The 26,008-nt window shown below is 39.6% G+C and carries 21 protein-coding genes and 1 other annotated feature; of the genes, 4 read left to right on the top strand and 17 right to left on the bottom strand.

Translation table 11 applies throughout. The features are described 5' to 3' along the window. Positions 1–128: 128 nt before the first annotated feature. Positions 129–1,274 (top strand): acyltransferase family protein, encoded by a 1,146-nt coding sequence (locus QA584_RS10400; protein WP_278274450.1) that lies wholly within the window; start codon positions 129–131, stop codon positions 1,272–1,274. A gap of 233 nt (positions 1,275–1,507) precedes the next feature. Here the strand turns inward: QA584_RS10400 and QA584_RS10395 are convergent, their stop codons facing one another. Together QA584_RS10395 and QA584_RS10390 are read right to left on the bottom strand one after the other, a co-directional pair. Further along, the gene (locus tag QA584_RS10395; RefSeq protein WP_278274449.1) at positions 1,508–2,458 is read right to left on the bottom strand and encodes a radical SAM protein; all 951 of its coding nucleotides are present in this window, start codon (positions 2,456–2,458) and stop codon (positions 1,508–1,510) included. 73 nt (positions 2,459–2,531) lie between these two features. Further along, the gene (locus tag QA584_RS10390; protein ID WP_331487886.1) at positions 2,532–3,317 is read right to left on the bottom strand and encodes a class I SAM-dependent methyltransferase; all 786 of its coding nucleotides are present in this window, start codon (positions 3,315–3,317) and stop codon (positions 2,532–2,534) included. A gap of 324 nt (positions 3,318–3,641) precedes the next feature. Here QA584_RS10390 and QA584_RS10385 point away from each other — a divergent pair, with 324 nt between their 5' ends. The 3 genes from QA584_RS10385 to QA584_RS10375 all read left to right on the top strand — a co-directional run bounded on the left by QA584_RS10385 (position 3,642) and on the right by QA584_RS10375 (position 7,557). Next, positions 3,642–3,947 carry a hypothetical protein gene (locus QA584_RS10385; protein ID WP_278274448.1) on the top strand — a complete coding sequence of 102 codons (306 nt, stop codon included), beginning with the start codon at positions 3,642–3,644 and terminating at the stop codon, positions 3,945–3,947. Positions 3,948–4,270: 323 nt separating this feature from the next. Beyond that, positions 4,271–4,496 (top strand) — a binding site (T-box leader). Positions 4,497–4,779: 283 nt separating this feature from the next. Next, positions 4,780–6,453 carry an arginine--tRNA ligase gene (argS, locus tag QA584_RS10380; protein WP_278274447.1) on the top strand — a complete coding sequence of 558 codons (1,674 nt, stop codon included), beginning with the start codon at positions 4,780–4,782 and terminating at the stop codon, positions 6,451–6,453. 42 nt (positions 6,454–6,495) lie between these two features. Beyond that, entirely contained in the window at positions 6,496–7,557 is a 1,062-nt protein-coding gene (locus QA584_RS10375; RefSeq protein ID WP_278274446.1) for a radical SAM protein, read from the top strand. 416 nt (positions 7,558–7,973) lie between these two features. Here QA584_RS10375 and QA584_RS10370 read toward each other — a convergent pair whose 3' ends face one another. From QA584_RS10370 to QA584_RS10300, 15 genes are all read right to left on the bottom strand, one after another. Next, positions 7,974–9,224 (bottom strand): glycerate kinase type-2 family protein, encoded by a 1,251-nt coding sequence (locus tag QA584_RS10370; protein WP_278274445.1) that lies wholly within the window; start codon positions 9,222–9,224, stop codon positions 7,974–7,976. A gap of 44 nt (positions 9,225–9,268) precedes the next feature. Next, positions 9,269–10,153, bottom strand: a complete 885-nt coding sequence (gene garR, locus QA584_RS10365; RefSeq protein WP_278274444.1) for a 2-hydroxy-3-oxopropionate reductase — start codon at positions 10,151–10,153, stop codon at positions 9,269–9,271. A gap of 172 nt (positions 10,154–10,325) precedes the next feature. Continuing rightward, positions 10,326–11,282, bottom strand: a complete 957-nt coding sequence (locus tag QA584_RS10360; RefSeq protein ID WP_278274443.1) for a D-2-hydroxyacid dehydrogenase — start codon at positions 11,280–11,282, stop codon at positions 10,326–10,328. A gap of 294 nt (positions 11,283–11,576) precedes the next feature. Then, the gene (locus tag QA584_RS10355; protein WP_278274442.1) at positions 11,577–12,479 is read right to left on the bottom strand and encodes a sugar phosphate isomerase/epimerase family protein; all 903 of its coding nucleotides are present in this window, start codon (positions 12,477–12,479) and stop codon (positions 11,577–11,579) included. A gap of 98 nt (positions 12,480–12,577) precedes the next feature. After that, positions 12,578–14,716, bottom strand: coding sequence for an alpha-amylase family protein (locus QA584_RS10350; RefSeq protein WP_278274441.1), 2,139 nt, complete (start codon positions 14,714–14,716; stop codon positions 12,578–12,580). Between the two features lie 21 nt (positions 14,717–14,737). Then, positions 14,738–16,081: a hypothetical protein gene (locus QA584_RS10345; protein WP_278274440.1), complete on the bottom strand. Its 1,344-nt coding sequence runs from the start codon at positions 16,079–16,081 to the stop codon at positions 14,738–14,740. Beyond that, a complete protein-coding gene (locus QA584_RS10340) occupies positions 16,041–16,703 on the bottom strand; it encodes a hypothetical protein (protein ID WP_278274439.1) in 663 nt (220 codons plus the stop codon). Before QA584_RS10340 ends, QA584_RS10345 begins: the two co-directional genes overlap by 41 nt. A gap of 12 nt (positions 16,704–16,715) precedes the next feature. Then, positions 16,716–18,770, bottom strand: coding sequence for a family 10 glycosylhydrolase (locus QA584_RS10335; protein WP_278274438.1), 2,055 nt, complete (start codon positions 18,768–18,770; stop codon positions 16,716–16,718). Positions 18,771–18,886: 116 nt separating this feature from the next. Then, positions 18,887–19,714 (bottom strand): carbohydrate ABC transporter permease, encoded by an 828-nt coding sequence (locus tag QA584_RS10330; RefSeq protein ID WP_278274437.1) that lies wholly within the window; start codon positions 19,712–19,714, stop codon positions 18,887–18,889. Between the two features lie 12 nt (positions 19,715–19,726). After that, positions 19,727–20,647, bottom strand: coding sequence for a carbohydrate ABC transporter permease (locus QA584_RS10325; protein ID WP_278274436.1), 921 nt, complete (start codon positions 20,645–20,647; stop codon positions 19,727–19,729). Positions 20,648–20,735: 88 nt separating this feature from the next. After that, positions 20,736–22,223, bottom strand: a complete 1,488-nt coding sequence (locus tag QA584_RS10320) for an ABC transporter substrate-binding protein (RefSeq protein WP_278274435.1) — start codon at positions 22,221–22,223, stop codon at positions 20,736–20,738. A gap of 245 nt (positions 22,224–22,468) precedes the next feature. Beyond that, positions 22,469–23,104 (bottom strand): GntR family transcriptional regulator, encoded by a 636-nt coding sequence (locus QA584_RS10315; RefSeq protein ID WP_278274434.1) that lies wholly within the window; start codon positions 23,102–23,104, stop codon positions 22,469–22,471. A 316-nt stretch (positions 23,105–23,420) separates the two neighbouring features. Then, positions 23,421–24,098, bottom strand: a complete 678-nt coding sequence (locus tag QA584_RS10310) for a GntR family transcriptional regulator (protein WP_278274433.1) — start codon at positions 24,096–24,098, stop codon at positions 23,421–23,423. 202 nt (positions 24,099–24,300) lie between these two features. Next, positions 24,301–24,867: a GNAT family N-acetyltransferase gene (locus QA584_RS10305; protein ID WP_278274432.1), complete on the bottom strand. Its 567-nt coding sequence runs from the start codon at positions 24,865–24,867 to the stop codon at positions 24,301–24,303. 212 nt (positions 24,868–25,079) lie between these two features. Beyond that, positions 25,080–25,913 (bottom strand): ornithine carbamoyltransferase, encoded by an 834-nt coding sequence (locus QA584_RS10300; protein ID WP_278274431.1) that lies wholly within the window; start codon positions 25,911–25,913, stop codon positions 25,080–25,082. Positions 25,914–26,008 lie beyond the last annotated feature (95 nt).

The following is a 26,008-nucleotide window of genomic DNA, read 5'->3' as shown; positions in this document are numbered from 1 at the left end:
CCGGTACTTTTCGGGCTATAAAATTAATTTTATTATTTCATATCTCTATATACTCATATACAGCTCTTTCTATATATGCTATAATTTACCATACTACTATTTAGTAAAATCTTATCAGGGGGTTACCAATGCTGCAGCACAATCAAAAATCCAGATATTTATATATCGATAATCTGAGACTGTTAATGATCATTTTTGTAGTTATGGTTCATCTTGCAGTAACTTACAGTGGTATCGGAAGCTGGTATCTTATGGATACAACTGAACTTGGAGCTGAATCCATTGTGTTTTTCGGTTTGTTTCAATCATTTACCCAGGCATATTTCATGGGAGTCTTATTTCTTCTATCCGGTTACTTTATTCCAAAATCCTATGATAAAAAAGGAGCAAAGCAGTTCCTTCATAACCGGCTTATCCGGTTAGGTATTCCGGTATTACTCTATACATTGGTCCTTCATCCATTTATTATGTATGTTCTCCTTGGAAAAACATGGGATAGGCCGTTATTTTTTGATTACTACTTTCATTATATCATCAGGCTTGACTTTATTGGTTCAAGCGGTCCTCTTTGGTTTGCCTTTGCTCTATTACTATTCAATTGTTTTTATGTATTGTACCGTAGTCTTACCAAAAGCAGACGAATTCCAAAAGAAAAGAATTTACCTCCACTCAAGGCTGTCATTGGTATAATAGCTTTAATCTCCCTGTGTGCTTACCTAATCAGGTTAGTCCAGCCAATTGATACCAGTATAATCAATATGCAGTTATGCTTTTTTTCACAGTATATAGTACTATTTACCCTGGGCATTGAAGCTGGACGATATGACTGGTTCTCAAAGATTTCTTTTGCTACCGGCCGCAAATGGCTGTTTGCAGCTTTCGTACCAGGAATTCTGTGCTGGGTGGTGTTAATGATAACCGGCGGTGCTTTAAATGAAGGTTTTGATCTATACAAGGGCGGTCTAAACTGGCAAAGTGCTGCCTATGCTGTCTGGGAATCCTTCACCGCTGTTGCCATGTCTATCGGACTGATTGGAGTATTTAAAGAAAAGTGCAATAAACAGTCAAAGTTAATAAAAACCATGTCAGGTAGTTCCTTTACGGTTTATATGTTCCATGGACCAATCATAATTACATTGTCACTTATCCTGTTTTATGTACATATGCATCCGATTCTAAAATTTTTAACTGCTTGTATCATCGGGCTGCCTGTATCCTTTCTCTTATGCAATTTTATAATTAGGAGGATTCCAATATTAAATAAAATTCTGTAAGTAAATAAAGGAATAAACTCATTTTTTACTTTTGCTCTATATAACATCCGAAATATAGAATAGAGCTAAATTTTGAAACCATTGACATATTACAGATAATTCAACAACAAATAAAACAGCCAATAATCGGCTGTTTTATTTGTAGATAATCTTTATTCTCTTATATAATAACTAGGTCTTTCATATGCTATTTGATTTTTAGTACCTCACGTTTAAGTATAATAAATTATCCGTTAATTGATAACATCCCTTAATTTCTGCGCAATACCACGGCAAATATCGCAGGGTGAATAATAATCCGAGACCTCCACTGCTATCCCCTGTTCCTTCGCTAATGCAAGGAGTCCGCGAATACCTTTTTGAGCTAATACTGACATAACCGGATTCTGGTAAGGATTATAGCCCGCAATAAGATCAAGTATGTTATTCTTATATATATTTCCAATCGGAAAGGCACATATAATCACATCGCCATTGGGATTGATGGAGATTCCCTTTACTTCATCCAGTCTTGAGGTATACTTTGCCTGTCCGCATCGAAAATCCAGGTCTATATCTGTTTGGGGATAGTATTCAGACAAATAAAGTTTCGCATTACCGGAGGGGGAAATATTGTTACCGCCAGAAACCGGTAACTTTAAGTCTGCAAAATAAGCAAGACATTCTTCGGTACGATTATTGTATTCATTATGGGTTTCCCTGTTTATCACCCATGCGGGATGAAGTTTTAAGTGCCGAAACTCTCGATTACTAAGCGCTTTGGCAAAAGCATATTGCAGATTTAGGGGAACAAATTCACTATGAAAGGCATCCACGGATAACAGGATATTATTCACACCGCACTCGATTAACTGTCCTGCTACCTCAGTGAGTCTGCTTTCCTTCTTGGAGAAATACCCGTTGGTAATAACCTGCCTTTCTGGAATACTGCATTCTGAGGCTGTTTTGTGGATACTACAAACGGTATCCGGATATAATAACGGTTCTCCGCCAAAGGTCATGACCGAATTCACTTTAAATTGGCTTGAGATATCCCTAATTACTTTAGCTGCAATATCTCCTTTTATTGCCTCAGATGGCTTTACCGTACCAACAGAGCAATGCCTGCACTTACTGGAACAGGCATAGGTTACTGTGAACTCGATCCGGTTTATTTCCGGGATGTATTTATTTAACTTATTCATACTGGCTACTCCTTTCTTTATCTGATTTGTTTCTTGATATTTTCTTGATAGCAACAACCTTTCTGGTAATTTACTACTTCCGTTTCCGTCCAACATACAAGCTGTGATTACTAAAACCAATTAAATCTTCCCGTTCACAAGTGTAAAAATGATAGTTTAACCATGCCTCAAATAATTCTTCCTCAGCGTTATCAATTGCTTCCCGAAAATGATTTGTCATTCCGTCCGATGCGGCAATATGTAGCGAATCCAACTCGAAATTCCCCATTAATTCCTTAATCTCTGAGACTGTACTCATCTCAAACAGCATTTCCGGAGTACCAACGCAATGGAACTGATCGGTTACTATTCCCTCTTTGATACCCTTAGCCAGATTACCGGCTGCCAATCCCCAACTAAGGATTACTCCGTCATTCATGATAAATGCCGCAAAGATAATTCCGCCAGGCTTCGTTACCCGGACTGCTTCTGCTACTGCTTTTTTCTTATCCTCTAACGTGTATAGATGATATAACGGTCCAAGTATTAAGGTAATATCAAAGCTGTTATCCTGATAGAATGACAAGTCACAGGCATTTCCCTGACGGATACTGACCTTCATATCGCTGGTTATATTTCCTTTAAAACACTCAATATTATGATCAATTAATTCTACCGCTTCAACTTCGTAACCCTTCGCTGCATAATGAAGGGAATATCGCCCCGTGGCCGCGCCTACTTCAAGGATTTTCATTCCCGGTTTCAGATATCTGTCTATATAGTTAGTCGTTGTCAGAAATTCTACGGAGCCATGTCTGCTTAATAACCTTCCTTCCTCGTTGTAATTGCTGTAGTAATTATTTAAGTAATCATTTTGCATAATAAACACCCCACTCTATGATATTAAGTCTGAATCCATATACTTTATTAAAATTAGATTCTTCCTACTAGACTAGCATCACTGAGAAAAATAGTCAACCATATAATTCCATTTTTCAATTGATACCCCAAACTATGTATACTATTTTTCTTGTAAAACAAATACTATTTTCATTTTTCCTTACGATTCTGATGATTTCAACCAACTTTATCTGCAAATATATTTATCCGGACATTCACTAGATGTCAACTAATAATATAAATAAGTTATAATCAATATAGAACAATAAGATTACTGTTGTATATCAATAAAAAAGGAGTCAATATGGGACAAATCAATTTTATGAATCTTTTAATCAAAAACGCAGCAAATCTATTACAATCAACTCTCGACGAATCTTTAAATCAAAGCATCACTTACAAGGAACTCGCGCAAAAGGAAGATATAGCAGAATACGCATTTATCAACATGATAGCAGATTTGACCAAAGAACAAAAATCAATAATTGATAATTTGATAGACAAACGAGATCATCTGAATGCTGAATACAGTACCATGGCTTATATTCAAGGATATATTGATTGCATACGCATGCTTAAAGCCTTACAGCCAGAAATCTATAAAGACTGATTAAATGCTTGCTAACCTACTGCCTAATCAATCTTAAATGGTACAAAATAAATTTTTCATTTATTATATAAATCTATATGAATAATAAGTATATTGACTTTAGAAACCAACACCATAATTAAAAGCTTTTTACTCGTTATACAAAAATCATTAAGCAGATATAAGCACTTCTTTTACCTGTAATAGGAGTTCTTTGTCTCATTATGAGAATTTTTATTCTTTTTATAAACTCTTATGGCAATGTAAATTAAATATTTAAAGCTTAATAAGAAAATGATTGACTTCATATACTAAAATATGTTATAAACTATAAAACATATAACGAAACTACGTTGAGTCAGAGAAGTACGGATTAATCCCTTGAAACAGCGAGTCAAGACCTGGTGAAAGCTTGACATCAATATGAATCCGGAAAAGAGCTGAGGAGTAACCTCATAAAAATTGTTAACAGCAAACATTGAGGTCGCAGGTCTGCGTTAAAGACTTATTGAGTGGCAGCATTATTATAATGCTGCAATTAGAGTGGTACCGCGATGCTTCGTCTCTTTTTTTAGAGACGAAGTTTTTTTATTTTACGAGGAAAGTTTTCTGAATATCCTCTGTAAAATAAAAAGCACTCTATGCAGACTGTACAATTGATATAAGAAAAAGGTATCACTGGTGTGACTGCGTGTCGGTGCTAGAGTCCTGCAAGCCAGACTCTTTGTTTTTGTAAAAATGATCTAGTACCTCCCGCTGAAGGCATATTGCTGCCAGGTCCGCTTGGATTCACACATGTCAGGTTACAAGACAACTGCCATACTATTGGCTTTTCAAAGAAAGGAGAACTACCATGCAATATTTTCAAAATCAGATTAAGAAAGAAATTCAGAAAAACTATGGAGACTGCGATGTTATTTTTTCGGCTGCTCCTACCGTGGAAACCGGTCATATCTCAATCCCCTGTTTTCATTTATCCAAGATAAGAAAAAGAGCACCAAAAGATATTGCTATGGAGTTATCAGAAGTCATAAAACCCTTATCTTTTATTGATAAAGTCGATATCACCGGCGGATACCTTAACTGCTTTATAAAAAAAGATATTTTGTTTCAGACCATCATATCAGAAGTCCTTACTAAGAAAGAAACCTATGGTTCTAGTCAGAGTGGTCTTAATAAAACAGCTTTGATTGAACATACCAGCATCAATCCCAATGCCTCTCCCCATGTAGGCAGAGCCCGTAATGCTATTATCGGCGATACCATTGTCCGACTGTTACGGTTTGAAGGCTATCAAACCGAGGTTCATTACTTTGTCAACGATATCGGCAAACAGATTGCTATGCTTTTACTTGGAGCCAGAAAAAGAGAGCAGGTTACCTTTAAAGACCTTCTGGATTTATATATCGATATGAATCAGCAAATAAAAGAGAATCCTGATTTAGAACAGGAAATCTTTGACCTTTTATATCAGTTGGAACATGGAGATGAAACCGTAAAAGCACAGTTCCGTAATCTGGTAAATATCTGTATCCAGGGACAGACCAGTATATTAAAGGAATTGGATATTAACTATGATTCTTTTGATTATGAATCGGATTATTTATTTAATGAACGCTTAGAGGAGATTTTAAATGAACTGAAAAGCACCGGCAGACTGGAAGAAGATGTCGAAGGCCGTTATGTCTTAAACCAGTCCGACTATAATCTTCCCATGAAGTCTCCTTATTTCGTACTGACAAGAAAGGATAAAACCTCGTTATACCCTCTTCGTGATATTGCCTACACCATAGATAAGGTAAAAAAGAATACCGACCGGAATATTATTGTTCTGGGCGAAGACCAAAAGTTATACTTTAAACAAATCGCTGCTGTTCTTGACCTTTTAGGATATCCCTCCCCCGAAGTAATCCATTATTCCTTCGTACTGTTAGCAGAAGGCAAAATGGCAACCAGAAACGGAACGGTGGTACTGCTTGAGGACTTTATGGAGGAAGCTTATTTAAAAGCTAACGCCGAGATTCAAAAAAGAAGGGATTATGCAGATGAGCAAACCGCCAAAGCAATTGCATATGGCGCAGTCAAATATTCCATCCTAAAAACTTCAAACGATAAAAACGTAACCTTTGACTGGAATAATGCCTTAAGCTTTGAAGGAGATTCCGGACCTTACTTACAGTACAGCTTAGCTCGGATTTTTTCAATTCTTAAGAATTGTGAAAATATAGAGGACCTGAACCCCGATTATTCCTTACTGGTAGAAAAAGAAGAACTGGAACTGATTCTGGAACTAGGCAGAATGAACGAAGTAATCGCATTAGCAGCCAAAACCTTAAGTCCTCACATCATTGCCAACTACCTGTATGGACTAGCTCAGAAGTTTTCAAGATTTTATCACCAGCATTCGATTATAAATGCTTCCAGTGAAGAACTTAAAGCAGCCAGACTTCAATTAATTATAGCGGTGAAGCAGGTAATACTTAACTGTTTTCATATTCTTGGGATTGAACCAGTGGAGACAATGTAGATTTGAAATCACAGCTTTTAGCTGCATAAGGAGCGTAGTTTTATGTATAAATTCAAGAAAATAATAGCCTGTTTGGATATGGCGGGATGCCCCAACAGATGTAAACATTGTTGGCTGGGTACTGCACCAAACGGTGATATGACTGGGGAAGACTTGCTATATATATCCCAGGCTTTCCGACCGTTTACAGAAGAATTTGAAATATCCAGCTGGTACAGAGAACCTGATTTCAGAGGTGATTATAAAGAGCTTTGGGATTTCGAAACTAAACTCTCAGATAATAAAAAATCTCATTTCGAATTGATAAGTTTTTGGAGAATGGTTAGAGATGATACTTATGCTGATTGGCTGTATTCTCTGGGGGTACGGATATGCCAGCTGACTTTATTCGGAACAGAAGAGACCACGGATAATTATGTTGGCAGAAAAGGAGCATTTAAAGAAATCATAAGCACCATTGATATTTTACTAAGACATCACATTGCACCAAGAATTCAGATTTTTATAAACAAACAAAACATCAAGGAATTACCTTATATTGAAGCTTTAATAACAAAGCTGGATTTAGTTAACCGCTGTAAGGAAATCGGACAGGAATTTGCTCTTTTTCTGCATCAAGGTTCCTGTGATGGTGAAAATGAAAAATTATATAATATAAGAATTACCAAAGATGATTTGAAGGAAATACCTGACTACTTAGTTAAATTGACTTTAAGGCACTGTAATTGCAGCTCTTTATCTGAAATTTTTGGCAAACCGGAAAATGTTCTGATAAAAGAGTTACTGGAAGATACTGCGACCAGCTCCATTGTTTCTGAGACGCCGGTATTTTATATCAATTGTGATTTTGATGTGTTCCCAAATGAGATTCAGCCATCAAATTGGTGGTGCCTGGGTAATGTTAAGAGAGATGGAATAAATCAGGTAATAAAAAATTATCAAAACAACAATTCAGTTGCCCAGAGATTAATAAGCACAGTTACAATTTCTGAAATGGTTCGTTTATGCGGGAATCCAGACAGCCTGCGATTATTTACCAAAGGGGATTACATAATTTATATTTGGAACCAATATTGCAAATTCATGTGTAAATCCTCGAATTGATGCTCACGATTGTGTATTCAGCCGTTACTTTTATAGACGCTTAATTAAGCTGACAGGGACTCGACTCTTACAAAACCGTCCTATTTTTAGTCATGCGATTATATGAATAAATGAATCATAAAATTTTTCGAATACCAATTAAAACTCGATACATGTTTTAATGTTTAAAGGGCCGTTGCAAAATCGTCAAGATTACTGAACTTGGGCCTAGAATATGGATTATGTTTTACAATTTTTTGTTCCAAGTTCTTTCGCGTTAATAGGCTGCCGCTTTCTCTTGCTTGCAGCCATACGCGCATACATTACTATTTTTTTACAAAACATAATTCATACTCTCACCCAGGTAATTGAACTTTTGAAATTTGCTACAGTTCTTGGCACAGTATAAGCGTTGATATGAGGCAATTGTATCCTGTTTACTTACACAAAACAACCATTACATCATTTACATTGGTCCCGGTGGCTCCTGTCATAATCAACCCATCCACCGCTTTTAAACCATGATAGGAATCGTTATTATTAAGGATTTCATCAAGATCCAGTCCCATCCCCTTTAATTTCTCTAAGGTCTCCCCGTCTACCATTCCGCCGGCAGCATCGGTTGGCCCGTCGGTACCATCAGAACCCAGGGAAAATATAAGAGTTTCTTTCATACCGGCAATCCCTTTTGCCGCTGTCAGGGCAATTTCCTGATTTCTCCCTCCAAGACCGGTTCCCTTTATTTTAACGGTAGTTTCCCCACCTGCTATTACAGCACAGGGGGCTTTAATACCATAGGGGTTTTTACATCGTACCTCTCTGGCAATGGACGAAATGAATTTTCCTGCTTCACTGGCTTCACATTCCAGAGTTGATGTCAGGATGAAAGGTGTATATCCCAGACTTTTCGCGTTCTCGGCCACCGCTTTGCACAACTCACTTACACTTCCGGTTATTACGGTTTCCACATTACTTAATTCTTTTGGAGTTTCCCTGGTTAATGCTTTGAGAATGGTTTCATTAAATAACAGGTTATACTTTTTTATAATATTTTGTGCCTCTTCCACCGTAGAACTGTCCGGATAAGCCGGACCGGATGCTATGGAATCCAGGCGGTCACCGATAACATCGGATAAAACAATGGAGTAGACCTTAGCCGGGGCACAGATCGAAGCGAACCTTCCGCCTTTTACATCGGATAAATGCTTGCGAATGGTGTTTATCTCCACAATATTAGCACCGCATTTTAACAAGGCACCCGTCACTTCTTTCATATCGGAAAGAGTCAGTCCTTCAGCCGGTTTTTCGAATAATGCCGATCCTCCTCCCGATATCAGAAAGATAACCTGATCTGTTGCCCTTAAGTTCTCAACTGCTTTGATTGCAAGTTCCGTGCCAAGGACAGAATTCTCATCCGGTACCGGATGCCCTGCTTCTATAATCTCAAAGCCGTCAATATTTCCTCTGGAATGCTCATACTTTGTCACCACAATTCCCTTGGTAATGGAAGAACCCAATATTTTTTTGGCGGCCTCTGCCATAGTCCATGCCGCTTTTCCTATGGATACCACTACGATACTGCCTGTAAAGGTTTTATTTAACAATGCCTTTTCCACCGCTTGATAGGGCAGTACATCTTTAATGGATTCATTTATAATTGTATATGCCTCGCTTTTGATGTCTCCCATATTAACCTCTATTCTTGCGCACGCTCTTTGCGCATACCTATTGTTTACTCTCCGATTACTGTACCTGATATTTTTGCATAGTATTTTGCCAGGGCACTGTGATCATCACTTCCGAAACCATCCGCATGCAACGTCTGCATCATCTCCATAACCTGAGAGGTAAGGGGAAGGGGAGCCCCTACTTCATGTGCTGTTTCCAGTGCATTGGTAAGGTCCTTGATATGTAAATCAATCTTAAAACCCGGGGTAAAATTATTATCTAACATCATGGGAACCTTGGCATTCATAACGGTGGAACCTGCAAGTCCGCCTTTGATTGCTTCAAAAACCTGTTCGGGATCCACTCCTGCTTTTTTAGATAGTGTAAATGCTTCCGCACAGGCTGCGATGTTTAAGGCTACAACTACCTGATTTGCTAATTTTGTGGTATTGCCTGCACCGATTGCACCACAGTATACGACACTGGCACCCAAACATCTAAGTATATCCTTTACGCTATCAAAAACTTCCCGATCACCACCGACCATAATCGATAAAGTTCCGTCAATTGCCTTAGGTTCCCCGCCGGATACCGGCGCATCAATCATCTTAACACCTTTCTCTGCACAAGCCTTCTCAATTTCCTGGGAAGCCAGAGGTGCAATGGAGCTCATATCAATTAGTACAGTTCCGGGTCTGGCTTCCGTTAGTACACCATTCTCCCCCATAACTGCAGCTTTCACATGAGGTGAGTTTGGCAGCATGGTTATAACAATGTCACTTTGTCTGGAAACCTCGGCAGCCGAACCGGCAAAAGCTCCACCGGTCGCAACCACTTCCTCCACTGCGGAGGAGTTTATATCAAAAACGGTTAGCTCATAACCGGCTTTCAGTAAATTCTTACTCATAGGCTTACCCATGATTCCTAAACCAATAAATCCAATTTTCATAATAAATTTTACCTGCCGCTGCCTAGCCAGCGGACACTGCCACAATTTACACTGAAAGAATGACTGTGGCATTCCTTTCCTATTATAATTTTCTTTCAGCGCAGTATATTATCACATTCATAAACTAGCATTCATAATTAATATATACCGGACACTCCATACTTCTGCACCATTAATTAACGGTATTGATGGGTTTACCCCCAAGAAATGCCTTTAGATTCTCCACTGCAGTATCCATAAGCCGTTGTCTGGATTCCTTGGGAGCCCAGGCTATATGTGGAGTTATTATAATATTTTTTGCTGATAATAAAGGATTATCTGCTTTGATTGGTTCAGCCGATACCACGTCTACGGCAGCTCCTGCTACCTTGCCGTTGTTTAAGGCATCTCTTAAATCCTCTTCCACAATTAAAGGTCCTCTGGAATCATTAATGATCATAACCCCATCCTTCATTTTGGCAATAGAATCCTTATTGATCATTCCCTCGGTTTCCGGAAATAAAGGACAGTGCAGGGTTATAACATCCGATTCCTCAAAGAGTTCATCCAGTTCTACATATTTACAACTTTCACTTTCCAGCTCTTTATGTTTACTGCGGGAATAAGCAAGTACTTTCATTCCAAGTGCCTGGGCAATTGCAGCCGTTTTCTGCCCGATTCTTCCGAAGCCGATAATTCCTATGGTTTTTCCGGCTAATTCAATTAAAGGGTAATTCCAGTAACAGTAATCCTGGCTTTTAGCCCAGTCTCCTTTTAGAACACTCTCGGAATGGGCACCGACGTGATGACATAATTCCAGCAGAAGTGCAATGGTAAACTGGCTCACTGCCAACGTACTATAAGCCGGTACATTGGCAACGGGGATACCTCTTTTTGTTGCAGCTTTTACATCCACTATATTATAACCGGTAGCCAGAACCCCAATGAACTTAATATCCGGGCAGGCTGTAAGGATAGTTTCATCTATAACTGTTTTGTTCGTATATATAATTTCTGCATTACCAATCCGTTCCGCGGTCAAATTTCCCGGTGTCCGGTCATAAACTGTTAACTCTCCCAAAGCCTCCAGACCGTCCCAGCTCAAATCCCCGGGATTTTCTGTATATCCGTCTAATACTACAATTTTCATTTTGTAACCTCCTATAATTAGTCTTGATTTGATAATTGTGAAACTATTTAGTTTTCTGGTTATAGCCTACAATATCCAATTTAATTCTTTATTACAAATACGAATTTCATAGCTTCAGTTGCCCTCTGGGCAAGATTCAGCTCTGAAATGGTATTCATTGCAGGGTATATAGATACAATAGTTGAGTTTCGCAATTACCAATTAGTTTTTGTTATTATGTACTTATCGTAATATCAAATCCTGATTTAAAAATCAGTTGTTTCATCAATCAGATTCTTGCCGCCGGTACAAGTCTTAATCCGGCAGTAAAGCCCAGGCTCTGTTAATTACACGTTTGGTATTGGCCAATATAATATCTGCGTCTTCCTCTCCCCAAGGCTTTACTTCCATGGAAAGGACATATGGTTTTTCTGCATTAAAAAATCCTTCTTCTTTTAAAACCCTGAAAAAATCCACCAGTTCCATAGTATCATTGGCGCTGTCAGAAAAACCGAATCTGGGATGCATATCGCCATAAGCTTCTGCTCCCGGTTTCACGACAGCATTGCCGAGATGGAGATGGGTAATGTAGGGTCTTAGGGTCTGAATAACAAATTTGCTGGTCTCATAGGTCGTAGGAAAATGAGATAGGTCTACCAAAAGCCCGAAGTTATTGCAGACCATCCTCATATCCGCCGCAAATCTGGCTGCATAAGGTGCCGGTCCGATTAACGCTGCTTTATCCATATCATAATCAAAAACCTCCAGATTCACCTGCATATTTTTCTTTGCCGCATACTCACACACTGCCCTGGTGGTTTTTAATAACTGGGAATAAGCCTGTTTCCTTCCTTTCTCGTCCCATTTTCCTGAGAGAAAAGCAATTCCTCTGGCACCTAAGTACTCCGCTTCATCCACTGCTTCGATAAGGGCAGCTTCTGCTTTTAACCTGCCATCTTCCTCTAAATCATTAGGATTTAAGCCCGTGGATAATAACCTGGGCTGTGCTCCGTAACAAATCTTCATATGGGATTGTTCCAGCAGCTTTTTCACCTTTTCCCGTTGTCCGTCCTCCTTTATCTGGGTAATTTCAATGGCATCAAAAAAATCATCACTGGCAATGGTTTTTATTGAATCCAGCAGTTCATACTGATTGGGCGGATGACTCATCCATTGTATCGTCCCGATTTGAAAATATTTGTGTATTGATTCTTTCATAATAATAACCTCCTTAATCCGCTTAACCGGCATATATATCCTTCTTCACATAACTTTCTTTCTCTGTGGAAGGGCTGGAACCTTTTTACATAATTCTCTTATGCTTTCTCTATTACAATCATTTCATGTTCCACCAGCGAGTCTATTACAATGGATTTCATATTCCCATTACTGATTACTGCTGCCGCCTCCTTAGATACGGTAAGTTTTGCTTTTAATGCTCCACAATAATCAGAATGGAAGGAAATCTGAACAGGTCCCACCGGCAGTGTTTCTTCATAGGTACCCACAGGGCAGTTCCCGCCGGTCAAATTAACCAGATGGATAATATAAATGTCGTCCTTTCTATAGAAATTTACATTAACATGTCCTCTGCTTTTTACGGTAATGGGTATCTTTTCTCCCAAAGTCCAGCGCACACTGTTTGCCAAAAGCTTCCCGTGATCCGGTATCAGTTCTTTGCCATAGCAGCGGTCAATATCTCCTGCAAAATAAACGACCCTGGAACCGGTTGGAAGTATTCCCGCAAATATCGGTATGATATCCTCCCGTTCTTCCCTTATCCAGCTAAATTCCGGGGGATAGATCGGAAAGGAAGGAATATAGCCGCAGACCGGCTGTAAGGTTCCGTCACTTTCCACTAAATGGATTCCTCCTCCAAAAGGAAGTAGATCCGTATCTTCAAATCCCTGAAAGATTTCATGCCGTTCTTTATAAAGACGGATATAGTTGTGGGCCTCCTGATTCATCCAGTTCCCGTCCTGTTTACCAAAGGCCCCGACTGATTTGCCGGTATGTTTTATACCAAGTAACTTATAAATCGGGCTTTCTATGTCTTTTTCACCCTCTTCGTTAAGCGTACACGACTTTCCGGTAATAATCAGGTTTTTACCCGCTATTAAAAATCTGCAGATGTCCTCCTGCTGGGAAGGGGTTAATATGGCGACTTCCGGAAGTATTAAAGTTTCTATGCGGTCAGCATATTTTCCAATATGGTCTGCGTGTACCGGTAAAAAAGGAATCCCTCCTTTGGAAAGTGCCCTTAAAAATCCGGTCCAGGGATATGCTGTTTTTTCCATATAGTCCTCCCTGCCGTAGAAATCAATATTATCCTGGGTCCAAATAACGGCTACGTTGGCAAGATTTTTCCGCCCATACAGATAGGCTTCGTTTTTTTCATGCCAGGTCAGGTCAGGAATACTGGCAGAAAACTGTCTGCGGTCATTGGTGCTGCCTCCGATATGATGATACCAGGGGGATATTCCTCCTGCAATTCCGGCCTGCATCCAGGCGGATATTTCCCTAGCCGGGCTAGAGGTCAGTCTAAAGGTCCGGTTTCCTTTAAAATAATGGGACATACTTTCCAGCACCGTAATATCTTCCTCACTGGCCAGCCTCAGCAGGGTTCCGTTTGCCGCATTTTGTTCAAAACCGTTAAGGGTATCTCTGGTCTGATGGTCGCTGAATATAATGGAGCAGCGTTCACATAAAGCCTTGATATCCGTGAAACTGCCCACTCCGCCAAAGGGGTCTGCGCTAATCATGCCAAACCACAGACAGTCTTGTCCGCCGGCTCTTTTTGTGGTTTCATTAAATAAATCCCAGTTCTCATTCCTGCATTCATAGCTCCATCTTATCCAGGTACAGTAGACCGAATCATCCCAGGATACCCGCTGTGGCAGCTCCAGACCATACTTTTCCCTAAACTTCTTTTTGCAATTTTCACAATAACATATGGTATTTCGTCCAAGCCCTTTCCAGCTGTTATCGGCAAACCCATCCGGATGGTATTTTTCGATAATTTCTTCCAGTACGGCAGGTATGTATTCCTTATAATAACCGCTGTTGACACAGGAGACATACCTTCTCTGGGACAGAATCGGATTTCCCTCCTTATCTCTGGCAAACCAGTCCGGATGCAGGTCATAAAATTCTTTATACGTACAATTAATATCCATTCTGGCAATAACATATAATCCCGCTTCTCTGGCTGCCTGATTCAATTCTCCGAAAAAGTCCCGCTCTCCCAAACCGGCTGCATGATACTGCCTCGGGAATTTACTCTGATAATAAGCTACGATTCCGCCGCAGTTGATTATGACTCCCTGTATCCTAGTCTTCTCCCAGTAGTTTTTCCAGAATTCAAGATTGCATTTCTTTGGATCATCCTCTGTCAGATTGGTTTGTCCAAACCGGTGCAGCTGTAGATACCAGGGTTCGTTTTTCTTCTGACTCATCTTTGCCCTCCGTTATAAAATTTAAACCTCAACTAAATATGCAGCATATTGCTCTAATACCGGTACCATAACCCCTTTCGTATCCAGTAGTTCCTTTTTACCCTCCAGAGTCAGGTTATAGATGCGCTTTGGTTTTATCTCCGTAAAGTTAACATGGATGGAATGAATGGGTATGGGATCAAAAAATGTTGTACCATTAAACCCTGATAAATTAAGGAGCTGGAGCAGGTACTGCCTGTCACCGCACTGATCAAAGAATAGTTCAACCTGTTTGGGTGCATCCGTTCTGACCGGATTGTTAAGCATACCCACCGATTCTATCAGCAAAAGCAGGATTTGTTTAAAATCTTCGAAGCCGTGCTTGTAATACAGTGTACCAGGCTGCCAGGGAATATAAATATTTTTCTCTTTTACCGTAGCCGATGGCTGTTTGGTAATCTCATGCCCGTAGCAGCGTTCCGGCGGCCCGTATCTGGCCGGAGCAACCAGGGGTAGATAATTTAAATTTCCCTCTTCGGTTTCCATATAATAATATTCCATATCCAGATAAACCAAGTCCCGCTTCTCAAAGCTCCTAAAAATAGCTTTGGGTTCTGTAAGCAGGTAACCTCCCCTTACCTTCTCAAGCTTATCTTTCAAATGCACTCCAAAGATTTCCGATAACTCCTCTTCATTATTCTGAAATGACATACCGGTTGCGATTACACTTGCTGTTGTGTTTTTAAGGGCTTTTAAAAAATGGCTGTTTTTAATCTGGCGGATTCCCGGCAGGATAACTGCGTCGTAGCGGTCCAGCCTTTCTACAACCCCCTCCAGCTCCAAAACCCCAGTCACATCAAAAAGAAGGTGCTCTTCTTTCAACATTTTAAAAATCCCTAGATATTCCCAGGAGGCAGGGCTGTGAACCCCAAAGGGAGAAGGATTGATTAACAGGATTTTAGCCTGGCTGGTAAAATTACCGAAATACGCTTCGTAGGTTTTATGAAACTGGAATACTTCCTTTACCTTGTCAAAATTATCACGATCCGGATATCCTTCAAAGGGTCCGATAATGCACCAGTCCAGACCACCTCCGGAGGCCATATCCCCATAGAGACGGATCTGATTTAACTGTTTGGATACCCCCATAAAACGGTAATAGATATCTACGGCATTAATAACACAATTGCTGGAGATTTTATCTTCAAAACTGCCCTCCACTACCGCTACGTTATTTTCACTGTTATAAAGCCAAAAAGGGTACGGACGGTCCACTGCTGAATTCGATTCATTCCTTACCATATCCACTCCCTTATGATTATAGGTGCAGACTAAAACCTCGGAATTAAGCTTCCTGACCTCGGCATATTTTCTGTAACAACTCATCTACTGTGAACTGCTTAAATTCCTTATATTTTAAGAACACTTCATCCAACTCATTTTCTTCTGTCGGAAGTTCCAAGCCATAGCTTTTACGGAAACGGGTCTTACAGCTGTCACACTGGCAGATTCCAATATAATTGTCGCTATAATCCTTAGTCTGGTAACCAAACATGTTAAAGAACACTCCATCTACCGGATACCTGCTCAAAACCTCTTTTATAATTTCCAGTGTACCTTCCTGCTGATATACGCCGTTTATGCAGGTTGCTGCCGTATCATGATATTTTACGGGTTCCCCGTATATGGATTTGGTAAACCACTCCCTGTGTTTCTCATAGATGCTGACATGAGCTTTACTAAAATCAAACCTGGCTATTACCCGGATTCCGTTTAAGTGGCATTTTTCCAATAATGTTCCAAAGAAATCCCCTTCCATATAGGGATTTCTGTACTGGAATTCCAGCTCCGTGGGATAAAAAGCGGTTATTCCCCCGCAGCCCACCATACAGGCATTTGCTCCAAACTCTTTTAACGTATTAATATAACTGTCAATATCCATATTGGCATCGATATCACGGAGATTATTCTGAATCATCCGCATTTTATTTTCCAGCCACCAGGCCATTTTTATCACCTCTTATTGAATTAGAATCATATCCCAGACATCAAGCCTGCGCAATGTAATGTAAACATAATCCTTCTTTTCTTCCCAGTCAACCTCTTCCTGGCCGATTACTGAGATTACCTCTGATACCCTGTCACCATTCCCTTTTTTCACCCGGAATTTTATATTATAGCAGGGAATCGTATTAGTCAGAGGCCGCTGTCCGATTCCGTTTACCAGATGAATCATTCTTTTGCCTTCCTTACTATATACCATAGCCTGAAGTCCTCCTGCATAAGATAGTTCCGTGGAATTATCCATGGAAAATACCTGATTTTCCCCAAGCATGTAATCCAGACAGTTCTTCATAAGCTGGTAATACTCACTGAATTTAAACTCTAAGGCTAACTTGCTTAATTCAAAGGGAAGAAACAATAGCGCGCCTTTACCAGTTCTTTTCAGGGTACATAAAGGAAGCTCCGTATGGGATACACACATACTCGCTCTCTCCGGAGGAGCTCCGACTCCGTCTAATGGTGCAAAGGGCGGCACCAGGGTCAGCAGAGTTTTTGTGAAGTTCTCCGGCTCAACATATAAAACCCGTCCCCTGTGAGGAAGTAATTCCACTTCTTCCAGTTTGTTTTTTAACACCGCTCCCTCGGGCTCAAAACGGATATAGCTGGCAGTAAGATAAGAGCTGGCCGACATAACCGGTTTAAGCCCGGCAAGCTTTGGAATCCAATCTGTCTGCGTCTCTGCAATACTTTCCAGAATTACCTTACCGCCAAAGTCTATGTATTCCTGAAGCAATTCTGCCGTATCTTCGTCCAGTTCAAAATCCCCGGGAATCACAAGCACTGCATATTCTTTCAATTTATCTAAATTGAAATGAAATTTATCCAGTAAATCAAACTGACACTGTATATTTATCATGGCTTCTGCCCAGCCCATAGCTGCCTCACTGCCATTCCACAGCAAAACTACTTGTGAAACACTGACGGCATCCTCCATATAAACTTCGCACTTTTTAATATTGTGATTGATTTGTCCTACACTCTTTAAAATCCTTTTATCACTTATTGTATCATTAAAACCAGTAAGTGAATGCCAGATAATTCCCCTGTTTGCCGGAACCTGACTCATCCAGTACAGATATTCCGCCGGTGTAATTCCCGTATGCCTCCAGTCCATTCCGGGTGAAGAATGTATAATTCCACAGGGCAGGGGTTTATTCTCAACACTATTACCAAGCTTCATATTCAAAGCCGGTTTAAAGGCCTGGGGAATTTTCTTTGCACCTTTTGATAAGACATCCTGGGCCTCCGTACATATCAGATCCGCCGTCTCGTAACGGTGATCCAGATTATCAACACGGTTGTTTCTGCCTTCTTCAAAGGTGGAATAATACAGAATCACCGGTACTTCTTTCCGTATATTCTTTACAAGACTGTATAAGTTACCTATATTATCCCGCAGGCATTGTTCTGTCCAATCTGTCTCAAACTCTTCCTTACGGTCCGGAAGCACTTTACCGTATCGCTCCCTGTATTTTCTGCGGCAGTTTCCGCAGTGGCATTCCTCCATCTGTGGTGCGTTAAAAAAAATACCGTCAATCTCGTAATTATGAAGCACTTCTTCTATAACCGGCATGGCAAGCTCTTCGTTCCGGTAGCCTCCATTCACACAGGTAGTTATAAGCTGGGACCACTCTCCCATCCGTTCTTTGCCGTAAATAAGCGGTTTTTTCTCCGTATCGCTTACAAACCAACCCGGCTTTTGTAAGTAAACATAATCATCGGTTTTACTGAAATCAAATCTGGCAATGACCTTTACCCCTTGTTTATGGCATTCCTCTATCAGGTTCTTTAGTAAATCCTGGTCCTCCGGCAGATACTCATTGATATGATGGTATTGGATTTTGCTGGGATACCAGGCATAGATGCCTCCTACATTTAAAACCACTGCATTGGCATCCAGTTCTTTTAAGTCTTCGGCTATTTTTACAGCCTTCATTTTAGGAGTGTCTTTTACCTGGAGGTTATATTGAATAATACGAAGCGGTCTTTGCCACCAATTTTTATCAACCATACTAGTCCTTTCCTGGGTTTCCCCGCCGTAAGCGGCACACAATCTGATATATAAAGCACCTTCTATTCCTCTTACCTTCCGGATGCCCCTTAGGCATTACATAAACGATAGGAAGCTTACTGCTTAATACCACTGACTGCGATACTCTGTACGATATGCTTTTGTAAAAACAGAAATATAATGGTTAAGGGAATCGCACTGATAACGGCTACCGCCATTCTCGGTCCGTAATAAACCGCATCCTGCTGGGCATTAAAAGCCGCCACACCAACGGAAATCATCTGTTTGGCTGCTGTCTTTATGGTTACCAGCGGCCAAAGATAGGAGTTCCAGTTGGCCAGTATTTGAAGAATACTTAAGGTAGCAATCAACGGCTTTGACAGAGGAATAATAATCTTTAAAAATATGGTCCATTCTCCAGCTCCGTCAATAAAAGCAGATTCCCGGAGAGAATCCGGTATGGTCTCTATATTCTGTTTGGCAAAAAATGTACCGTATACATAAGCAAAGCTGCCCAAAATCAATGGATAGTAAGTATCCAGCATTCCCCAGTTTTTATATTGCATAAATAAGGGGATCATTCTGGATTCGAACGGAATCATCATTACCGCCAGCATAAAGATAAACCAGAATTTCTTTAATACAAAATCTCCTTTTGCAAAAGCATAACCGCACATCAAAGCAAAGAATACGGAAAGAACCGTATTGGTAACGGTAACAAATATGGTATTGACATACAATCTTGCAAGTGGAATAGCCGTAAAGGCATATGTATAGTTAAAGAAAGTAAATTTTTTCGGTATCAGTGAGAAATCCGGCAGGGTAGTCAGGGCCGTGCGGTCAAAAGACAGAATCAGGCACCAATACAGGGGAATCAATACAATGACCAACATAACAAATAATATAAAACAGATTATTACTTTTCTTATTTTCTTCGCTTTCATCTTCCCTGCTCCTTATTCTTTATTTTTCTTGAAGAAACCCGTCATTTTTAAATTACCAAGAGTAATCGCCAGGGTAACGATAAACAGAATCATGGCACCGGCTGATGCAACACCGTATTGGGGCGTTTCAAAACTGAACTGGTAGATGTACATTAATATGGTCTGCAGGGTACCACCCGGACGTCCTGCCGAGGTATTTCCGCCAAGGATAAAAAGGTCGGTAAAACGTGCCAGACCGCCAATGATGTTTGTGATAAAAAGGAACGCAAAACATGAAACCATCTGGGGAATCGTAATTCGGACCCAGCTTTGAAAACCCGTTGCTCCGTCCACTTCCGCTGCTTCATAGATTTCCGAAGGTATGGACTGAAGACTGGCCAGATTAATCAGCATAGAATAGCCCAGGTGACTCCACACCCCTAAAATAGTAGCACCAAATTTACCAAAGCTTGCATTGGTAAGCCATCCAATATTTATTTTATGTCCGGTAATAAAGGAAAGGAAGTTATTTAACAGACCGTCATTGGCCTTTAATACTATCTGAAAAACCAGGATAACGCTGACACCGGTAATAATATTGGGGAAATAATATCCGACACGGAAAAAGCCCTGGATTTTCCCGCGACCGAGACTATTGATCAGGGATGCCAATATAAAGCCGACAGGAATGGATACCAGACCCATTAAGGCCAATACCACCGTATTATAAACAGATCTTAAAAATGAAGAATTATGGAGTATTAAATTATAATTCTTAAATCCTGTAAATTTTTCACCGAATCCAACCACCGATACATCATAAAAACTATATTTAATCGTAGTTAACATGGGAATATAGGTGAGTACCAGCAGCACCAGAATACTTACTATAATAAATGAGTACCATACCAGCTGTCTTTTCACATTATACCAAGCTAATTTATTCTTTTTCATAGGCTCTCCTTAGGTTTCATTTACCAAATGACAGTATCCAAACCCGACTTTGGATACTGCCATTTTAAATATTTCGTTTTTCTTATAACTACTGCACAGAACTCATATAATCGTCCAGGTTTTTCTGAACAAATTTTACCGCTTCGTCCGCAGAGGAATTTCCTACAAACATTTCATTAAGTATAGAAGTAACATCATTTGCAAAGGTTCCGAAATTACCGCTATCATAACACTCATTGGTAGAAGCACTGAACTCCAGTGGCTGCTGCTGCAAAACAGTTTCCAGTGCACTGTAATATTCTGGTTTCATGTTTTCTTTGAGCTTAGGAAGTGCGGACAGATTATTCGGTATACTATTGCAATCTACCAGCCATTGCTGAACCACTTCATCCGTAACCATAAATTTGATAAACTCCCAGGCTAAATCTTTTTCTTTGCTTGTGTTGCAAATAGCCATGTTCCAGTCACCCATATGGCTTGACGTATTTCCTGCGTTAGCACCGCTTTGGATTGCAGGCAGCGGCACAAACATAAATCGATCTAAAAGTCCGGCTGCTTCCAGTTTATTGTAGTCATCAATAGGACTTTCCGTAATACGCATGGCAAGATTATTATCTGCCGTATTGGCCACTGCAGTATCCAGCCCTTCCAGATAATCAGGACTTGAAAATGCATATAGGGAAGTAATATAATTTAATACCTTCTTTGTGGCATCTGTAGTGAAATCTGCTTTTGTTTCTTTTAATGTTTTGCCAAACTGGAATACCGGTGCATCAAATCCCCTGGAAGCCCAGATATAGTTTTTGTTCGCACTGGCTGCAGCCAGCATACTGATTCCGTAGGTTTCATTACCGGTCTTTGGATCTTTACCGGTGGTCTTTTTACTTAACGCTGTCACATCGTCAAAAGTCCAGGAGGCTTCCGGCACTGCAACACCGTAATCTTCAAAAATCTGTTTGTCTATTACCACAACCAGAGGATTGGCTGTAACCGTTAAACCATATGGTATGTATTTTGAAAAATCACCGCCATTATCCTCGGTTCTTCTCATAGCCAGCATACTAAACATTCCCTCCATCTCGGGATTCTTGTCCAAATAGGCTCCAATAGGCTCTGCAATGGCAGTAATGGAGGATCCATGAAGTAATACGTCAACATCACCGGAAAGAGCTGACGTCTGAAGAACTGCTTTCCAGTTATCCCATGGGCTTGTTTCGATTTCCAGTTTTACATTTGGATATAATTCATTCCAGCGTTTCACCACAACATCATAGCCAGGTAACTGAATACCGGTAACCAGGTCTGTTGTTCCGGTTTCTCCTACCGTTGTAAAGAGCCCCGGTCCTGCAATTTTTAAGGTTCCGCTTACATCGCTTATGGCAGTTTCTCCCCCTGCTTCTGCAGACCCATCACCCGCAGTCCCAGTCTTATCTACTTTTCCGTCGGTTTGTGTGCCGGTATTCCCATTTGATGCATCCGTTCCGGTACTGGAATCCCCATTTGAAGAGCATGCTGTAAGAAAAAGCAGCATAACCAGGCATAAACTGAATGCTATAATTTTTTTCATTGTTTTCATCAAAAAACCTCCTCGTTTAATTTCCTTACATGTTTACATTGTTAATGTTAATTTATATAAGTAACTGTTAATGTGTTTGTAAGTTTTAATAACCTTTCTGAAATGAATCACTGTAAAAAATCAACTCGTTCGGTCACTATTCTCACCTTCTCCTTTCCCAGCATATTCACATTAACAATTTCTTTTCGGAATATAAATCTTTAATCATCGTTTGTCATACATTGAAATTTTGTATGCAAAAACCATTACCTGAAATGTTGTTTCATTATCTTATCCGCAAGTTCGGTATTTTTATCTTCGATTGCTTTTATCATGATACGATGCTCTGAAATATCAGCTTCTATGATCTTTCCGTGATAATAGGTTATATTGCCTTTTCTTGCTGCCATATCGATAAATTCTCCAAGGAACGGATTTGTGCTGGCTCTGACAATCCGATTATGAAACTCCATATCTAATGTGGAAACTGCTTTCCATTCAGGGGAATTTGGATCAATATTCCCATTGGTTCCTTCCCATATTTCTTCCAAATTCAGCTGAACCTTTTCTAACTCTGCTAAATCTGTATTCGAACTATGGATAACCGCGCTTTCCAGGGCAATCCTTTCCAAGGCTCCCAATATTTCTAACCAATAACTACGTTTACGTTCACCACCTGTAACCACTATGCCATAACCTTCTATTCTCTCCAAAAGACCTTCCTCTAGGAGGACATGAAAGGCTTTCCTGATTGGTGTCCTGCTGACCTCCATTGTTTTGCACAGTTCCGTTTCAATTAATTTTTGACTGACCCTGAAAGTACCGTCTCTGATTCCATCTCTCAATTTATCTGCTACCATATCAGTAATCGAAACATGTACAATAGGCTGATTTGATTCCATACCTGTTTTATCACCTCATTTGTATTAGTTGCATAGAACAAACATAATGACCTTTTTGTGTTTCTTGTATACAATATCTTGACTTTTTAGACCTTTTTAAGGGGTTCTATGTCTGTTATCAAGTATATTGTATACAGTTTATCATGAAGAGCTATTTTTGTATATTACTATTATCCCCATAAAATAATGATTTTTTTGTGCACTTTGTATAGTTCAATTTAATTTCAATACCAAATAGATGCATTTTGGCGCACTAAAAAACGATCTGTCAAAATTGACAAATCGTTTTTTGTATACAATAAACGTTTTTTAATTTTTATTTGATTTCAGAATTGTATGCAATAATTTTATCACGAAGGGATTTGGTACTTTTCTGAAAGTGGATATCCATATATTTCTTTGCGATCTCAGGTTCATGCTGCTCAAGAGCATTTATAATATCATCATGTTCCTTACAGCTGTAAGGGATACGTCCCTTTTGAAACGGTACAAAATTCAGCACCATATGAGTCTTTCGGTGCAGAATGGCTAACTGTTCTTCCAATATGGGATTATGGGCTAATTTAGCAATATAAATATGAAACTCTATGTCATAATTATCTGCATCTTCCGGGTTTTCATCTGCACAAGCCCGCATCTTATTATTGATTTCCTTCAGTTCCCTAATCTGCTCTTCCGTAATATAACTTGCCGCACTCTGAGCAGAAAGCTGCTCCAGTACCCCTCTTACTTCATAAAGTTGAACCACATCATTGATACCAATGGAAGTTACAACAACTCCGACTCTGGGATTGTGAACTACCAGGCCTTCCGACTGCAATATACGAAATGCTTCCCGCACTGGTGTGCGGCTAACATTCAACTGCTTGCTTAGTTCCACCTCCCGTATTTTGTCACCGGATTTTAAGGTTCTATTCATAATATCTTCCCGAATCTTCTTTGCCACCATCTCTGCTATGGATTCTTGCACTACCCTCATCGAATTTTTTGTCATTTTTAACCCCTCCTGACTATATTTTTGTGTCTATCTTATCATATAAAATATAGAATCACAATTACATTTTCCCTATACTAAAAGCAATATCTCATATTACGCAAAGGGTAAAAAAATCCCTTATGAAGGGATTTTTTTGTTATCTTATCAACATATCAATTAAAGTTGATTTGAGAGTCAAAGTTTGAACTTTCAAATCTAGTCATGTAAAGTTTGAATTATTGATATAATACACTTCGTTATCCGTCCAAACACCATCTTCTAAAATAAAACCTTTCCTGACACTTTCAAATAAAAATCCTGCTTTTTGAACGACCTTCTTCGAAGCCGGATTATCAAGATTAATATGTGCTTCTAACCGATGAAAGTTTAACATATCAAAACCTATTTTAATTAAAGCTAAAACCGCTTCCGTTGCATACCCTTCCCCCCAATAGGTATTATGTATTGTATAACCGATTCTTGCATATTGGAAATCTCCTCTTTGATGGGTGGTGATATCACAATATCCGATGGAAGTACAGTTATCTTTTAAAAATATGTTCAGCATATAGGAAAAATCACTATCCGCCTCATTTTCCCGCCTTTCTAACAACTTTTGATACCACTCCAAAGTCATGAAACCTGTATCAAAACACCCTTCATCAAATCGATTACGGGATGGTCCGCAATTTTTATATCCAGAGACAAATACATCAAAATCAGTAATTAACACCGGTCTTACAATTATTCTCTCCGTCTCTGCCAAAATATCTCTATACTTAATCAATTATTACCTCCTGGTATACAAATAGTCTCTCGGAATCCCTAAGCCAGTATAAGGCTTTCAGATTCCTTTTTTATTAAAATCCCCACTTTCTCGTCAAAAACACTTGACAACTTCATCGAAAAATGTGCGCTTCGCACCCTTATATATAAGTTATTTTTCGATTGGAGGCGATTTTCTATGTTACCTGTTAATTCTGGCGGCCACCGCTGCTGCTATGTATGAGTCATATTATAAATAATAATTGCCTGTTGGACTTCAAGCAGATTCTTTTTAAACTCATATCCTGCAAAATGAGAACTTTCAATCACTTCGGCAGAAACTTCCTCCCCCCGGTAAAAGGGCGGGCACGGATTTAAGACACAATCATCATTAGCCAGCTTTATAAGGTCAGAGGTAATCTGATAATTTTCAAAATCTTTTAAAGCATTATGAGGTAATGAATCCGTACATATGACATCAATGTTTTGTACTGCTTTCTTTAAGTCACGAATTACTTCAACACCTTCTAACTCGTAACCGGCAGGACAGCTTTGCAGTAAGGAAAGCCCCATCAAGTCAGCCGCTTCTTTTAGGGCTAGTCCTATGTTGCTTTTTGCACCAACAAACAAGAACTTATCCTTGGTAAAATCCTGCCTTCTTTTTGAAAGCGCATATAAGTCCGACAGCATTTCGCAGGGATGATTGTAATCAGTCATTGCATTTATTACCGGAAATTCTGCATATGCTGCAATCTCCTCCAATAATGCAATTGATTTATGGCGGATAATTGCACCCTCTACCCAATTATTTAAGTATTTAACCACATCTTCTATTTTCTCTTTTTTATCAAGGGTTTCTGTGGGAAACAATATGGCTTGTCCTCCTAGTAAATAAATGCCTTTCTCAAATGTTATTCTGGTTCGCAGACTCGAACTTGGAAAAAACATAACTATAGTTTTTCCTGTTAAAAATCCCTTGTATTTACCTTCCTGTAATTCGTCTGCAATATGGAAAATCTCATTAATCTCCTCTATCCTATAGTCTGTCAGCCGTAATGTATGTTTCATGCTTTTCCCACCGTTTCTTATAGCTCATATCTGTTATCTCTATAACCTTATAAATCCAATGTTGTCTTTCTTCATCATAAGGTCTCTCTTTTGTA

It is taken from the genome of Anaerocolumna sp. AGMB13025, assembly GCF_029689925.1.
In the GTDB taxonomy this organism is placed as follows: Bacteria; Bacillota; Clostridia; order Lachnospirales; family Lachnospiraceae; genus Anaerocolumna.
This window is presented reverse-complemented; position numbering and strand designations above follow the sequence as displayed.

Excerpts from the sequence above, each read along its gene's own strand:
- QA584_RS10400 (WP_278274450.1), top strand. The coding sequence starts at position 129 with ATGCTGCAGCACAATCAAAAATCCAGATATTTATATATCGATAATCTG.
- QA584_RS10375 (WP_278274446.1), top strand. The coding sequence starts at position 6,496 with ATGTATAAATTCAAGAAAATAATAGCCTGTTTGGATATGGCGGGATGC.
- QA584_RS10355 (WP_278274442.1), bottom strand. The coding sequence starts at position 12,479 with ATGAAAGAATCAATACACAAATATTTTCAAATCGGGACGATACAATGG.
- QA584_RS10385 (WP_278274448.1), top strand. The coding sequence starts at position 3,642 with ATGGGACAAATCAATTTTATGAATCTTTTAATCAAAAACGCAGCAAAT.
- QA584_RS10390 (WP_331487886.1), bottom strand. The coding sequence starts at position 3,317 with ATGCAAAATGATTACTTAAATAATTACTACAGCAATTACAACGAGGAA.
- QA584_RS10395 (WP_278274449.1), bottom strand. The coding sequence starts at position 2,458 with ATGAATAAGTTAAATAAATACATCCCGGAAATAAACCGGATCGAGTTC.
- QA584_RS10360 (WP_278274443.1), bottom strand. The coding sequence starts at position 11,282 with ATGAAAATTGTAGTATTAGACGGATATACAGAAAATCCCGGGGATTTG.
- QA584_RS10300 (WP_278274431.1), bottom strand. The coding sequence starts at position 25,913 with ATGAAACATACATTACGGCTGACAGACTATAGGATAGAGGAGATTAAT.
- argS (WP_278274447.1), top strand. The coding sequence starts at position 4,780 with ATGCAATATTTTCAAAATCAGATTAAGAAAGAAATTCAGAAAAACTAT.
- QA584_RS10315 (WP_278274434.1), bottom strand. The coding sequence starts at position 23,104 with ATGGAATCAAATCAGCCTATTGTACATGTTTCGATTACTGATATGGTA.
- QA584_RS10340 (WP_278274439.1), bottom strand. The coding sequence starts at position 16,703 with ATGGCCTGGTGGCTGGAAAATAAAATGCGGATGATTCAGAATAATCTC.
- QA584_RS10325 (WP_278274436.1), bottom strand. The coding sequence starts at position 20,647 with ATGAAAAAGAATAAATTAGCTTGGTATAATGTGAAAAGACAGCTGGTA.
- QA584_RS10370 (WP_278274445.1), bottom strand. The coding sequence starts at position 9,224 with ATGGGAGACATCAAAAGCGAGGCATATACAATTATAAATGAATCCATT.
- QA584_RS10310 (WP_278274433.1), bottom strand. The coding sequence starts at position 24,098 with ATGACAAAAAATTCGATGAGGGTAGTGCAAGAATCCATAGCAGAGATG.
- QA584_RS10320 (WP_278274435.1), bottom strand. The coding sequence starts at position 22,223 with ATGAAAACAATGAAAAAAATTATAGCATTCAGTTTATGCCTGGTTATG.
- QA584_RS10330 (WP_278274437.1), bottom strand. The coding sequence starts at position 19,714 with ATGAAAGCGAAGAAAATAAGAAAAGTAATAATCTGTTTTATATTATTT.
- QA584_RS10335 (WP_278274438.1), bottom strand. The coding sequence starts at position 18,770 with ATGGTTGATAAAAATTGGTGGCAAAGACCGCTTCGTATTATTCAATAT.
- QA584_RS10345 (WP_278274440.1), bottom strand. The coding sequence starts at position 16,081 with ATGAGTTGTTACAGAAAATATGCCGAGGTCAGGAAGCTTAATTCCGAG.
- garR (WP_278274444.1), bottom strand. The coding sequence starts at position 10,153 with ATGAAAATTGGATTTATTGGTTTAGGAATCATGGGTAAGCCTATGAGT.
- QA584_RS10350 (WP_278274441.1), bottom strand. The coding sequence starts at position 14,716 with ATGAGTCAGAAGAAAAACGAACCCTGGTATCTACAGCTGCACCGGTTT.